The sequence below is a fragment of the Streptomyces sp. 184 genome, assembly GCF_045781775.1.
Classification (GTDB): Bacteria; Actinomycetota; Actinomycetes; order Streptomycetales; family Streptomycetaceae; genus Streptomyces.
The window spans coordinates 2,876,801-2,889,340 of record NZ_CP123230.1 but is presented as its reverse complement, the minus strand read 5'-3'; the positions used below and the strand labels follow the sequence as shown (position 1 = coordinate 2,889,340).

Below are 12,540 nucleotides of genomic sequence, written 5' to 3'. Positions count from 1 at the left end.
AAGGGTGCCGCAGCGGTGCACCCGCAGCCAGGGACCGCCGGTCCCCGGATGAAGCCGTCTCTCCCGCCGCGGGCGAACCGGCCGCAGGGTGGCGGGGACCGAGGCGCAACGAGGAGCGGAGTGACGATGAGCGTGCTGGTGACGGGAGCGACGGGGGCGGTCGGGCAGCGGTTCGTACCGCGGCTGCTCCAGTGGGCGGGCGGCGACGAGGTGCGGCTGCTGGTGCGCGACGCCGAACGCGCCGCGCAACTGGCCAGGCTCGGCGCCCGGCTCGTCGTCGGCGACCTGCGCGAGCCCGGCGACCGGCGCAGGGCGCTGGCCGGGGTGCGGGACGTGGTGCACGTCGCGGCGGCGTTCCGCGACGTGCCGGACGAGGAGGCGTACGCGGTCAACCGCGACGCGACGCTCGCGTTCGGCGCGGAGGCGGCGGCCGAGGGCGTGCGGCGCTTCGTCTTCGTCTCCACGAACCTCGTCTACGGCGCCGGCCGCGGCCGGCCCGCCGTGGAGACCGACGAGCCGCGCGCGGACGGCCCGCTGGCGGGCGCGTACCCGCGGTCGAAGACCGCCGCCGAGCAGGGACTGCTGGAACTCCACCGCGAGCGCGGCCTCGACGTGCGCGTGGCGCGGCTGGCGTTCGTCTACGGGGAGGGCGACGGGCACATCGAGGCATCGCTGCGCTGGACCCCGCACATGGCCGCGCACCAGCGGGTGCAGATGGTGCACCAGGCGGACGTCGCCCAGGCGCTGTGGCGGGTGCTGCGCACCCCCGGCATCGCCGGCCGGGTCTACAACGTCGCCGACGACGCGCCGGTCAGCGCGCTGGAGCTGCTGCACCTGGTCGGCGCGCCGGTCCCGGAGGGAATGGCCGAGCGGGCGTCGGAAGACCCGTGGCACGGGGTGGTCTCCACCGCGCGGATCCGCGCGGAGCTGGGCTTCCGGCCGCTATACCCGTCGCTGTGGACCGCCCGGGACGCGGGGGCGCTGTAGGGGACGGCGGCGCGGGACGGGAGCGGGGCCCGGTTCGTACGAGATCGCCGTCCGCGGCGTACGAACCGGGCCCCCGCGCGTCCCCGCACCCCCGCACCTCGCTCTTTCCCCGTCCCCGCCCCGAACCTCCGCGCGCCGCGCCATGCTGGACCCGCCACTCGTCTTCCCGACGAGCCGGGACGTGCGCCCCTCGCAGAGGTTCCGTGCAGAGGTGATGGAGGACCGCAGATCAGGGGCCTCCTCGGGTACGGTCGCCGCGCCGGGCGCCCCACCGTCCAAGGAGAGAAAAGCGTTGCGCGAGTTCACCGTGCCTCCCCTGGCCGATGCGCCGAAGTCGGGGGGGCTGGCGGACGCGGTCTTCCAGCGGGCCGCGCAGGACCCCGGGCGGGTCGCCTTCGCCCGCAAGGTCGACGGCCGCTGGCGGGACGTGACGATCGGGACGTTCCGCGACGAGGTGCTCGCCCTCGCCAAGGGGCTGCTCGCCGCGGGGCTGCGCTTCGGCGACCGGGTGGGGATCATGTGCAGGACCCGGTACGAGTGGACCCAACTGGACTTCGCGCTCTGGTCGATCGGCGCCCAGCCCGTGCCCGTCTACCCGACCTCCGCGCCCGACCAGGCGTACTGGATGCTGCACGACGCCGGCGCCGTGGCCTGCGTCGTCGAGCACGCGGACCACGCGATGACCGTCGGCTCGGTGATCGACAAGCTGCCCCGGCTCACGATGCTCTGGCAGATCGACGAGGGCGCCCTCGACGAGCTGAGCGCCGCCGGCGCGCACCTGGACGACGACGTGGTCGAGCGCCACCGCCTCGCCGTCACCCCGGACTCCCCCGCCACCGTGATCTACACCTCAGGCACCACGGGCCGCCCGCGCGGCTGCGAGCTGACCCACGCCAACTTCATGGCCGAGGCCGACAACATCCTGGTGCGCTACGAGGCCCTGTTCCGCCCGCACCAGGGCGAGCCCGCCGCCACCCTGCTCTTCCTCCCGCTCGCGCACGTCTTCGGCCGGATGATCCAGGTCACCGCGGTCCGCGGCGGGGTCAAGCTCGGCCACCAGCCGGACCCGTCGGCGCCGGTGCTGCTCGCGGACCTCAAGGCGTTCCGGCCCAGCCTCATCCTGGCCGTGCCGCACATCTTCGAGAAGATCTACGCCGCCGCCCGCCGCAAGGCCGAGACGGAGGGCCGGCTCGCCGTCTTCGACAGGGCCGCCGACGTCGCCGTCCGGCACGCCCGGGCCCGCGAGGAGTGGTCCTTCGACGCCGGCCGCGGGCCGAGCCCGGCGCTGCGGCTGGAGCACCAGGTGTTCGACAAGCTCGTCTACGCCAAGATGCGCGCGGCGCTCGGCGGCCGGACGCGCTTCGTCTTCTCCGGCGGCTCGGCGATGCAGCGCCGGCTCGGGCTGTTCTTCGCCGGCGCGGGCATCACCGTCATCGAGGGCTACGGCCTGACGGAGACCACCGCCGCGGCGGTCGCCAACCCGCCCGAGCGCCCCCGCTACGGCACCGTCGGCATCCCCATCCCCGGCATCACCGTCTACATCGCCCCCGACGACGAGGTCTGGCTGCACGGCCCGCAGGTCTTCACCGGCTACGTCGGCGACCGCGCCGGCGCCGCGCAAGCGCTGCGCGACGGCTGGCTGGCCACCGGCGACCTGGGCAGCCTCGACGAGGACGGCTATCTGACGATCACCGGCAGGAAGAAGGAGCTGCTGGTGACGTCGAACGGCAAGAGCGTCTCGCCGGTGCCGCTGGAGGAGCGGGTGCGGGCGCACCCGCTGGTCTCGCAGTGCCTGGCGGTCGGCAACGACCGGCCGTACGTCGCGGCGCTGGTCACGCTGGATCCGGACGGCGTCGCGCACTGGCAGCTCATGCGCGGCAGGCCGTCGATGACACCGTCCGAGCTGGTGCGGGACGGTGAGCTGGAGGCCGAGATCCGGCGGGCGGTGGTGGCCGCGAACACGCATGTGTCGCCGCCGGAGTCGATCCGCACCTTCCGGATACTGGCCGTGCAGTTCACCGAGGAACTCGGGCTGCTGACGCCGTCGCTGAAGCTGAAGCGCAAGGCGATCGAGATGGCGTACGCGAACGAGGTCGAGGCTCTTTACCAGACGTAGCCCCGGTCCGGATGGTGTTCAAGGGAATGCCGAGGCGGGCGATCGCGGTTAGCGTCGGGAGGGCGAACCGCCTGTACGACTTTTTTCGACGAAGAGGGATGCATCCCACGTGAGCAACGTTCCGACCACCACCCTCAACAACGGCGTCGCGATGCCGCAGCTCGGCTTCGGCGTCTGGCAGGTGCCCGACGACGAGGCCGAGACCGCGGTACGCACCGCGATCGACGCCGGCTACCGGAGCATCGACACCGCCTCCATCTACGGCAACGAGCGGGGCACGGGCAAGGCCCTGGCCGGCGCCGGGGTTCCGCGCGAGGACCTGTTCGTCACCACCAAGCTGTGGAACTCCGACCAGGGGTACGACGCCGCCCTGCGCGCGTTCGACGAGTCGCTGCGCCGGCTGGGCCTGGACCACGTCGACCTGTACCTGATCCACTGGCCGGCCCCCGCGAAGGACCAGTTCGTGGAGACCTGGCGGGCCCTGGAGAAGATCTACTCCGATGGGCGCGCCCGTGCGATCGGCGTCTCCAACTTCCAGCCCGCCCACCTCCAGCGCCTCCTGGACGAGGGCACGGTCGCGCCCGCCCTGAACCAGATCGAGCTGCACCCGGACTTCGCCCAGGCCGACCTGCGCGCCTTCCACGCCGCGCACGGCATCGCCACCGAGGCGTGGTCGCCGCTGGGCCAGGGCAAGGGGCTGCTGGACGAGCCGGTGCTGCGGGAGCTGGGCGAGAAGCACGGCCGCAGCCCGGCGCAGATCGTGCTGCGCTGGCATCTGCAACTCGGCAACGTCGTCATCCCCAAGTCCGTCACGCCGTCGAGGATCCGGGAGAACATCGACGTCTTCGGCTTCGAGCTGGACGACGCCGACCTCAGGGCGATTGCGGGCCTGGACGCGGGCAACCGCATCGGCGACAACCCCGACGACGTGAACTGACGCGTCCCCCTCCCCCGGCCCGCCGGTCGTCCCGCTCGGAACCGTTGCACCCGCAACTGCGTCTGAGGGGGCGACCGGAAGTCGATCATCCAGGGGGATCAGATGGCTGCACGGGCCGGACGCGAGCTGGACTGGGACGGCTGCTTCAACGTACGCGACCTCGGCGGGCTCGCCGCGGCCGGTGGCCGCCGGACCCGGCGCGGCGCGCTGGTGCGCGCCGACAACCTGGACGGGCTGACCGAGGCGGGCTGGGCCGCCGTCGCCGACCACGGCGTACGCACCGTGGTCGACCTGCGCAACGACACCGACCACCGCCCGCGGCAGGCGCGCCCGGAGTCGGTCGGCCTGGTGCGGGTGCCCGTGGACGAGCTGGCCGGGAACGTGCGGTGGTGGCGGGAGTGGGGCCACCTCGAAGGGACCCCGCTGACCTGGGCCGCGTACCTGGAGTACGTCCCGAAGGTGGCGGCGTCGGTGGTCCGCGAGGTCGCCGCGGCCCCGCCGGGCGGCGTCGTGGTGCACTGCACGGCCGGCCGGGACCGCACCGGCTTCGCCTCGTTCGTGCTGCTGGCGCTCGCCGGGGTGGCCGCGGCGGACATCGCGGCCGACTACCTGCTCAGCGGGCCCAACCACCGGCGGGCCGCGGCCGTCCTGGGCTACCCGGACAAGACGCTGGAGATCGCCGAGATCCAGGCCCGCTCGGGGCGTACGGCGACGCAGGTCATCACCGACACGCACGCCGGCTTCGACGCGGCGGCCTACCTCGCCGGGGCCGGGCTGCCTCAGTCCACGATCACGGCGGCCCGGGAGCGGCTGCTCGCGGCGGAGTGAAGCGGCGGGACGGCGGAGCGGCGGGACGGCTCGGGCGTCAGCTCGCGCCGTGCTCCGGGGCGACGGCGTCGATCCGGCGCGCGAGGTCGAAGTCCAGCTCGGTGACCCGGCCGCCCACGCTGTGGGTGTTGACGGCGACGTCGAGGGTGTTGTAGCCGAGCGTGAGCATCGCGTGGTGGCCCAGCTCCTCCTGGATCCTGGAGACCTCCGCGACCATCGCCGCGGCGTCCGGATGCGAGCCGAAGCGGTACGTACGCGACAGCAGCTCGCCCTCGGCCACCGACCAGCCCGGCAGCCGGGTCAGCCGGTCCTCGGTGTCCTCGGGGGAAAGCGGTTCGACGGCCATGCGAGGGGCTCCCTTCGCGGCGGGGCGGTTCCCGGCCGACAGTACCCCGCGGCACTCGGTTACCGTCGATGACATGACGACCCCCGGCCTGCCCGTCACCCCCGGCACGCCTCCCGGCGGCGACCCGCCCCGTACGGGCGGCCCCGACGGCGGCGCCACCGCCGGCGCCCTGCTGCGCGGCTGGCGGGAGCGCCGCGGGCTGAGCCAGTTGGAGCTGGCGCTGCGCGCGGACTCCTCGGCGCGCCACATCAGCTTCGTCGAGACCGGCCGGTCTCGGCCGAGCAAGGCGATGGTGCTCAAGCTCGCCGAGCACCTGGACATGCCCGTACGGGAGTGCAACACGCTGCTGCTCGCCGCCGGCTACGCGCCCCACTACCCCGAGACGCCGCTCGACGACCCGGCGATGGCCGAGCTGCGCCAGGGCGTCGAGCAGCTCGTCGCCGCGCACGAGCCGTTCCCCGCGGTGGTGGTGGACGGGGCGTACAACGTGGTGGCCGCCAACCGCGGCATCCTGCTGGTCCTCGACGACGTGCCGGAGGAGCTGCTGCGCCCGCCGCTGAACGCGATGCGGCTGACGCTGCACCCCGACGGGCTGGCCAGGAAGATCCGCAACCTGCCGCAGTGGCGGGCGCACCTGCTGCACCAGATGGACCGTCAGCTCTCGCTGGTGCGCTCGCCCGCGCTGAAGGAGCTGTACGACGAGGTGGCGGCCTACCCGCTGCCGCCGGAGGCGGGCGCCGAGGAGGTCGAGGAGGTCGGCGGGCGCGCCCCGTTCGCACTCCCGCTGCGGGTGGAGCACGGCGGCCACGTACTGTCGTTCGTCTCCACCATCTCCACGTTCAACACGCCCATGGACGTGACGGTTTCGGAGCTGGCGCTGGAGACGCTGCTGCCCGCGGATCCGGAGACGACGAAGTACCTGCGCCAGCAGCTCGGCTCCTGACTTACCCGCAGAGCACAGAGCAGTTCCCACCCGCAAGCTTTCATAAACCTTTAGAAGACCTTTATTTGACGGAAGTTCTGTCTTAACGCAAGATCGGCGGCAACGACTGCCGGTCCCTTCCAGCGCGCCGGCGCCTGAAGGGAGCCGTCATGGCCAGCCGTCGCGAAGTCCTTGCCACGTCCGCGGTCGCGGTCGGCGCGACCGCTTTACCGCTGTCCGCCGGCGCCCCCAACGCCCGGGCGGCGGTCGCCGACCCCGACCCGACCCGGCCGCCGGGCCGCGGCCCGAACATCGTCCTGATCGTCCTGGACGACCTGGGCTACGGCGATCTCGGCTGCTACGGCTCGTCGTTGATCGACACCCCGAACCTGGACCGGCTCGCCCGCCAGGGCACCCGCTTCACCCAGGGCTACTCCGGCGCCCCCGTGTGCAGCCCGTCGCGCGCGGCGCTGCTCACCGGCCGGGTGCCGCCGCGCACCGGCGTGCACAAGGTGCTGAGCCGCGACGACGCGAAGGGGCTGCGGGCCCGGGAGAAGACGCTCCCCGGCTATCTGCGCGACGCCGGCTACCACACCGCCGCCATCGGCAAGTGGCACCTGGGCCGACTCGACGAGCACCACCCCTCGCGGCACGGCTTCGACTCGTACTTCGGCGTAGACGCGATGTTCTCCGAGGACTCGTACCCCACCGAACTCTGGCGCGACGGCGCCCCGGTGGGAACCGTGCGCGACGAAGCCGAACTGGCGACGCTGACCCGCCGGTTCACCGACGAGGCCATCGACGTCGTGGACCGCGCCGGCGACCGGCCGTTCTTCCTCTACCTCGCCGAGGTCATGCCGCACCTGCCGCTGGCGGTGGAGCCGGAGTTCGCGGGCCGCTCCCGCGGCGGCCTGTACGGCGACGCCGTCGAGTCCGTCGACCACCACCTCGGCCGGCTCTTCCGCGCGCTGGCGAAGCGCGGTCTCGAACGGGACACCCTGGTCGTCGTCGCCAGCGACAACGGCCCCTGGTTCGAGGGCTCCACGGGCGGGCTGCGCGGCCGCAAGTCCGGCTTCTACGAGGGCGGGGTGCGGGTGCCGTTCCTCATGCGCTGGACGGGCACCGTGCCGCGCGGCCGGGAGTCGCACCAGGTGGTGTCGTTCCTCGACCTGCTGCCGACGCTCTGCGGCCTCGCCGGCGTGACGCCCGACCCCGCGGTCGAACTCGACGGCACCGACCTCCGCACCGTGCTCCGCGGCGGCCGGCTGCGCGAGCGCCCGCCGGTGCCGTTCTTCCTCGGCCGCAAGGCGGCGGCGGTACGCGACGGCCGCTGGAAGCTGCACGTCCGGCGGGGCGGCCGGAACCAGCGCTTCCTGCCGGAGCTGTACGACCTGGAGGCCGACCCGCAGGAGGCGGCCAACCTGGCCGCGCGCCGGCCGGAGGTCACCGAGCGGCTGCGGACGTTCCTGGCGCGGCTGGAGGAGGACGTCGCCGCGGAGCGGCGCCCGCCGGTGGCGCTCACCGCGAAGCCCCCGCTGTTCGCGGGCCGCGCCAACACGCTGCGGGTACGGCTGTCGCGCGCGCTGAAGCCGGACGGCGGCACCGGGGCGAAGGTCGCGGTGACGGTCGCGGTGCCAAAGGGGTGGACGTCGACGACCGTGCGCAGGACCGTCGACCTCGCCGCCGCCCCGGTGGTCGAGGTCGACGTCACCCCGCCGGCCTCGGCCGGCGCCCCCGCCGGACGGCTGCGCGGGTACCGGCTCACCCCCCGGGTCGTCCTCGACGGGCGGACCGTGACGGGCGCCGACGTGCAGGTGCACGCCGTACCGCACGGCCGCGACGCGGCCCTCGCGCTCGACGCGGGCCCCGACGGCCGCCCGGCGCTGCCCTCGTACCGCCATCTGACCCCGGCCACCGCCTGGGACCGGGCCGCCGGGTTCGGCTGGGTCTCCGCCCCGCCGGAGTCCCGCGCCCATGACGGCCCCGACCCGCTGCGCCGCGGCGTGGTCCGCGACCGGTCGGCGGCGGTGCTGCGGCTGCGGCTGCCCGCGGGCCGGCGGCGGATCTCGCTGCTGCGCGGCGACGACAAGCGGCCCACGCACGGGTTCACGGTGGCGGCGGACGGGATCGTGGTGGGCGCGCCGGGCCCGCGGCTGCCCGCGGGGGCGTACCGCTGGGAGGAGTTCATCCTCGACGGCGGGCCCGGCGGCCGGACGATCGAGCTGGGGCTGAGCGGCGTCGAGGGCAACAGATGGACGCTCGTGGCGCTGGTGGTGCACTGACGCGGCTGCGGTCCCGCGGGCGCCGGGTGCGGCGGCCGTACGTCCGCACCCCCCACCGCCGCCTTCCATCGCCGCCTTCTGTCACCACAGACCACCGCCCCCGGACCCCGGCGGCGCCGGGGCCGCCAACGCGGTGCCCCGTCTCCGACCTACCCCGACGCGCGCCCGCGAATTCCCCCTCACACGCCTTCATAAACCTGTAATACGCTCTTATTTGACGCAGGGGCCGCCGAAGTCGCAGGATCAGCGGCAACTGCCGGTCTCCCGACGCGCCGGCGCCCGAAGGGAGTCCGCCTTGGTCAGCCGTCGCGACGTCCTCGCAGGATCGGCAATGACGCTCGGTGCGAGCGCCTTACCCGTCTTTGCCGGCGGGCCCGGCCTGCACACCGCAACCGCGGGACCCGCCCGGCCCCCGGGCAGCGGGCCGAACGTCATCATGATCGTCCTGGACGACCTGGGCCACGGCGACCTCGGCTGCTACGGCCACCCGCTGATCCGCACCCCCCGCCTCGACCGGCTCGCCCGCCAGGGCACCCGCTTCACCCACGGCTACTCCGGCGCCCCCGTGTGCAGCCCCTCGCGCGCCGCGCTGCTCACCGGCCGGGTGCCGCCGCGCACCGGGGTCCCGGAAGTGCTGAGCCGGGACGACCCGCACGGGCTGCGCACGCAGGAGCGGACCCTCCCCGAATACCTGCGCACCGCGGGCTACCTCACCGCCGCGATCGGCAAGTGGCACCTGGGCCGCCTCGACGCGCACCACCCGGCGCGGCACGGCTTCGACTCCTTCTTCGGGGTCGACGCGATGTACACGGCGGACACGTACCCCACCGAGGTCTGGCGCGACGAGGAGCCGGTGGAGACCCTGCACAGCGACGCCGACCTGGCGACACTGACCCGGCGCTTCACCGACGAGGCCATCGACGTCGTCGACCGCGCCGGGAACCGGCCGTTCTTCCTCTACATCGCCGAGACCATGCCGCACCTGCCGCTGGCGGTCGAGCCGGAGTTCGCGGGCCGCTCCCGCGGCGGCCTGTACGGCGACGCCATCGAGTCCGTCGACCACCACCTCGGCCGGCTCTTCGACGCGATCGAGGACCGCGGCCTGGAGCGCGAGACCCTGATCGTCGTCGCCGGGGACAACGGCCCCTGGTTCGAGGGCTCGACGGGCGGGCTGCGGGCCCGCAAGTTCGAGGTCTTCGAGGGCGGGGTGCGGGTGCCGTTCATCGCCCGCTGGACGGGCACGGTGCCGCGCGGCCGGGAGTCCGACGACGTGGTCTCCTTCCTCGACCTGCTGCCGACGGTCTGCGGGCTCGCCGGCATCGAGCCGGAGAAGGGCGTGGCGCTGGACGGCACCGACCTCGGGGCGACGCTGCGCGGTGCCCGGCTGCGGGGGCGCCCGCCGGTGCCGTTCTTCCTCAGCGAGCGGGCCGCGGCCGTACGCGACGGCCGGTGGAAGCTGCACGTCCGGCGGCGCGGTTCGGACCAGCGCTACCTGCCGGAGCTGTACGACCTGCACGGGGATCCGCGGGAGTCGGTGAACCTGACCGCGCGGGAGCCGGAAGTGACCGCGCGGCTCCAGGAGTTCCTGACGGAGCTGGAGGAGGACATCGCGCGCGAGCAGCGCCCGCCGGTGGAACTCACCGCCGACCTGCCGCTCTTCGCGGACCGGCCCAACACGGTACGGGTGCGGCTGACCCGCGCGCTGCGCCCCGACGGCGAGCCCGCCGCGGAGGTCACGGTGTCGCTGGCGGCGGCCGACGGCTGGACCACGACGACCGTGCGGCAGCGCGTGGACCTCGACACCGACCCGGTGCTCGACCTGGAGGTCACCCCGCCGGCCGCGGTCGGCGCGCCCGCGGGGCGGCTGGACACGTACGGGCTGACGCCGCGCGTCGGGATCGACGGGCGGACGGTGACGGGCGAGCCGGTACGGGTGTACGCGGTGCCGCACGGCGACGACGTGGCACTCGCGCTCGACGCCGGCCCCGCCGGCGCCCCGCTCACCCCCTCCTACCGCGAACTGTCCCCGGACTCCTCCTGGTCGGAGTCCGCCGACTACGGCTGGGCGGCGGGAGCGCCGGCGCCCATGTCCCGCGACCGCAGCGCGCCGGACGTGCTCCGCCGCGACATGGTCAACAACCAGCCGGCGGCGCTGCTCCGGCTGCGGCTGCCCGCGGGCCGGCGCACGGTCTCCGTGCTGCGCGGCGACGACGAGTTCGCCACGCCCGGGATCGTCGTGGCGGCGGACGGGACCGAGGTCCTGCCGCCCGGCCCGCAGGTGCCGGCGGGCGCGTACCAGTGGGAGGAGTTCGTCCTCGACGGCGGGGCCTCGGGCCGGGTGACCGAACTGCGCGTCGGCGCACCGGAGACCGCGAACTGGAAGATCGTGGCGCTGCTCGTGCGCTGAGACGGCCGCGGGCCGCCGCCCCGGCGGGTGCCGGGGGGGCGGCCCGTACGCCGGGGGCGGTCAGCGCCCGGCCGCGGTCCGGATGCCGCGCAGCAGCCCGTACTGCACGACCGCGAACCCCAGCACCACCGCGGCCTGGAGCGGGATCCAGACGTACCCCGCGGTCGTCGGGCCGAGCACACCGGTGACGAGGACGACGAGGCTCGCCACCGCCCACGCGACGTTGATGTCGACCACCAGCGCCACCGGCCGCGCGGGCGGCACGGCCCTGCGGGCGATCCACGCGACGTCGAGCGCGTAGACGACCAGCACCGCGCCGAGCACGAGCAGCAGCCCGCGGTCCACGCCGAGCAGGTCGGAGACGGGCCCGGACAGCGCCAGGTACACCAGTCCGTTGGCGCCGGTGACGACGGCGTCGAGGCCGAGCCAGCGGCGGAGCGTGATCTGCGGGGCGGTGGCGGCGGTCGGGGAGACGGCTGCGGACATGACGGATCACCCTCCGAACGGCATCGGTACTGGTCAGAGCCGGAACCCGGGCCGGAGTGCGCCGGTCCGGGCTCCGATACCCCCACGGTGCCCGCCCCCGCGCGCCGCGTCGATTACCCGCCGGGTAATGTCCGGCTCCCACGGTCCGGGCCGAGGGCGGACGACCTGCCGGTTTCGGCGCTATTGCGGTGCCGCGTCCGTGGGCCTACGTTGCCCGGAGCGGCCTGTGCCCGGCCTGAGACGAGACGGCGATGGAACTGGAACTGCGGCATCTCAAGCTCGTACGCGCCATCGCCGAGACGGGGAGCCTCACGCGGGCCGCCGGGCAGCTCGGGCTGGCGCAGTCGGCGATCAGCGCGCAGCTCAAGCGGATAGAACGGGCCCTGGGCGGGCCGTTGTTCGTACGCGACCGGGCGGGGGCGCGGCCGACGGCGCTCGGGGAACTCGTGCTCGACCGGGCCCAGGTGCTGCTGCCCGCGGTGCGGGAGTTGCAGGAGGAGGCGGTGCGGTTCGCCAACGCCTGGGAGGACATGCACCGGTTCCGGCTCGGCGGGACGCACGGGCCGCTGCTGGGGGCGCTGGTGGACCGGCTGGCGGCGCTGTACCCGGACGAGCCGGTGAGCACGTACACCTCCTGGTCGGTGCAGGAGATCAGCGAGATGGCGTCCTCGGGGCGGCTGGACTTCGCGCTGATCGGGGTCTGCGGCGAGAGCCCGCCGCCCGCCGAGGAGTTGGAGTGGCGGCTCGTGGGCACGGACCCGGTGTTCTTCCTGCTGGCCGAGGACCACCCGGCGGCGGACGAACCGGAGCTGGAGCTGGGCCGGTTCCGCGAGGACCGCTGGACGACGGTGCCGGGCGAGGGGTGTTTCGGGGACTGCTTCTCGGCGGCGTGCGCGCGGGCCGGGTTCACGCCGACGCCGATCCTGGAGACGGACACCGTCTCGTGCGCGCACCTGGTGCAGGTCGGCCGCGCGGTGGGGCTGTGCCGGGCGACCATGCCGCCGACGCCGGGGATCACCACCGTGCCGATCACGGGCACGCCGCTGAGCTGGCGGCACCTCATCGGCTGGCACCCGGAGTCGCCGTCGGCGGGTGCCGCGCCCGCGGTGCTGATGTACGCGCGGGCGGCGCACGCGGAGGCGGCGCGGCGCAACCCGGTCTACGCGAAGTGGCTGGCCACCCACCCCGAGTACGGCACGGCCGACTGACCGCCCGGCCGCACACCGCCG

The 12,540-nt window shown here is 74.5% G+C and carries 10 protein-coding genes; 8 read left to right on the top strand and 2 right to left on the bottom strand.

Translation table 11 applies throughout. The features are described 5' to 3' along the window. Positions 1-126 precede the first annotated feature (126 nt). From QBL21_RS12330 to QBL21_RS12315, 4 genes are all read left to right on the top strand, one after another. Positions 127-987, top strand: a complete 861-nt coding sequence (locus QBL21_RS12330) for an NAD-dependent epimerase/dehydratase family protein (RefSeq protein WP_407562191.1) — start codon at positions 127-129, stop codon at positions 985-987. A 292-nt stretch (positions 988-1,279) separates the two neighbouring features. After that, positions 1,280-3,103, top strand: coding sequence for an AMP-dependent synthetase/ligase (locus QBL21_RS12325; protein WP_407562190.1), 1,824 nt, complete (start codon positions 1,280-1,282; stop codon positions 3,101-3,103). 109 nt (positions 3,104-3,212) lie between these two features. Next, a complete protein-coding gene (locus QBL21_RS12320) occupies positions 3,213-4,040 on the top strand; it encodes an aldo/keto reductase (protein WP_407562189.1) in 828 nt (275 codons plus the stop codon). 102 nt (positions 4,041-4,142) lie between these two features. Then, positions 4,143-4,868 (top strand): tyrosine-protein phosphatase, encoded by a 726-nt coding sequence (locus tag QBL21_RS12315; protein WP_407562188.1) that lies wholly within the window; start codon positions 4,143-4,145, stop codon positions 4,866-4,868. A gap of 37 nt (positions 4,869-4,905) precedes the next feature. Here QBL21_RS12315 and QBL21_RS12310 read toward each other — a convergent pair whose 3' ends face one another. After that, positions 4,906-5,214 carry a 4a-hydroxytetrahydrobiopterin dehydratase gene (locus tag QBL21_RS12310; protein ID WP_407562187.1) on the bottom strand — a complete coding sequence of 103 codons (309 nt, stop codon included), beginning with the start codon at positions 5,212-5,214 and terminating at the stop codon, positions 4,906-4,908. Between the two features lie 73 nt (positions 5,215-5,287). Between QBL21_RS12310 and QBL21_RS12305 the strand changes: the two genes are divergently transcribed. The 3 genes from QBL21_RS12305 to QBL21_RS12295 all read left to right on the top strand — a co-directional run bounded on the left by QBL21_RS12305 (position 5,288) and on the right by QBL21_RS12295 (position 10,825). After that, positions 5,288-6,157: a helix-turn-helix domain-containing protein gene (locus QBL21_RS12305; RefSeq protein ID WP_407562186.1), complete on the top strand. Its 870-nt coding sequence runs from the start codon at positions 5,288-5,290 to the stop codon at positions 6,155-6,157. Between the two features lie 149 nt (positions 6,158-6,306). Next, positions 6,307-8,418: a sulfatase-like hydrolase/transferase gene (locus QBL21_RS12300; protein WP_407562185.1), complete on the top strand. Its 2,112-nt coding sequence runs from the start codon at positions 6,307-6,309 to the stop codon at positions 8,416-8,418. A gap of 331 nt (positions 8,419-8,749) precedes the next feature. Continuing rightward, positions 8,750-10,825, top strand: a complete 2,076-nt coding sequence (locus tag QBL21_RS12295) for a sulfatase (RefSeq protein ID WP_407562184.1) — start codon at positions 8,750-8,752, stop codon at positions 10,823-10,825. A gap of 60 nt (positions 10,826-10,885) precedes the next feature. On the opposite strand, the gene QBL21_RS12290 is transcribed toward QBL21_RS12295, so the two are convergent. Beyond that, positions 10,886-11,311 (bottom strand): hypothetical protein, encoded by a 426-nt coding sequence (locus QBL21_RS12290; protein WP_407562183.1) that lies wholly within the window; start codon positions 11,309-11,311, stop codon positions 10,886-10,888. Between the two features lie 251 nt (positions 11,312-11,562). On the opposite strand from QBL21_RS12290, the gene QBL21_RS12285 reads away from it, so the two are divergent. Next, entirely contained in the window at positions 11,563-12,519 is a 957-nt protein-coding gene (locus QBL21_RS12285; RefSeq protein WP_407562182.1) for a LysR substrate-binding domain-containing protein, read from the top strand. Positions 12,520-12,540 lie beyond the last annotated feature (21 nt).

Coding starts and splice junctions, on each gene's coding strand:
- QBL21_RS12310 (WP_407562187.1), bottom strand. CDS start 5,214: ATGGCCGTCGAACCGCTTTCCCCCGAGGACACCGAGGACCGGCTGACC.
- QBL21_RS12290 (WP_407562183.1), bottom strand. CDS start 11,311: ATGTCCGCAGCCGTCTCCCCGACCGCCGCCACCGCCCCGCAGATCACG.
- QBL21_RS12295 (WP_407562184.1), top strand. CDS start 8,750: ATGACGCTCGGTGCGAGCGCCTTACCCGTCTTTGCCGGCGGGCCCGGC.
- QBL21_RS12315 (WP_407562188.1), top strand. CDS start 4,143: ATGGCTGCACGGGCCGGACGCGAGCTGGACTGGGACGGCTGCTTCAAC.
- QBL21_RS12330 (WP_407562191.1), top strand. CDS start 127: ATGAGCGTGCTGGTGACGGGAGCGACGGGGGCGGTCGGGCAGCGGTTC.
- QBL21_RS12285 (WP_407562182.1), top strand. CDS start 11,563: ATGGAACTGGAACTGCGGCATCTCAAGCTCGTACGCGCCATCGCCGAG.
- QBL21_RS12300 (WP_407562185.1), top strand. CDS start 6,307: ATGGCCAGCCGTCGCGAAGTCCTTGCCACGTCCGCGGTCGCGGTCGGC.
- QBL21_RS12305 (WP_407562186.1), top strand. CDS start 5,288: ATGACGACCCCCGGCCTGCCCGTCACCCCCGGCACGCCTCCCGGCGGC.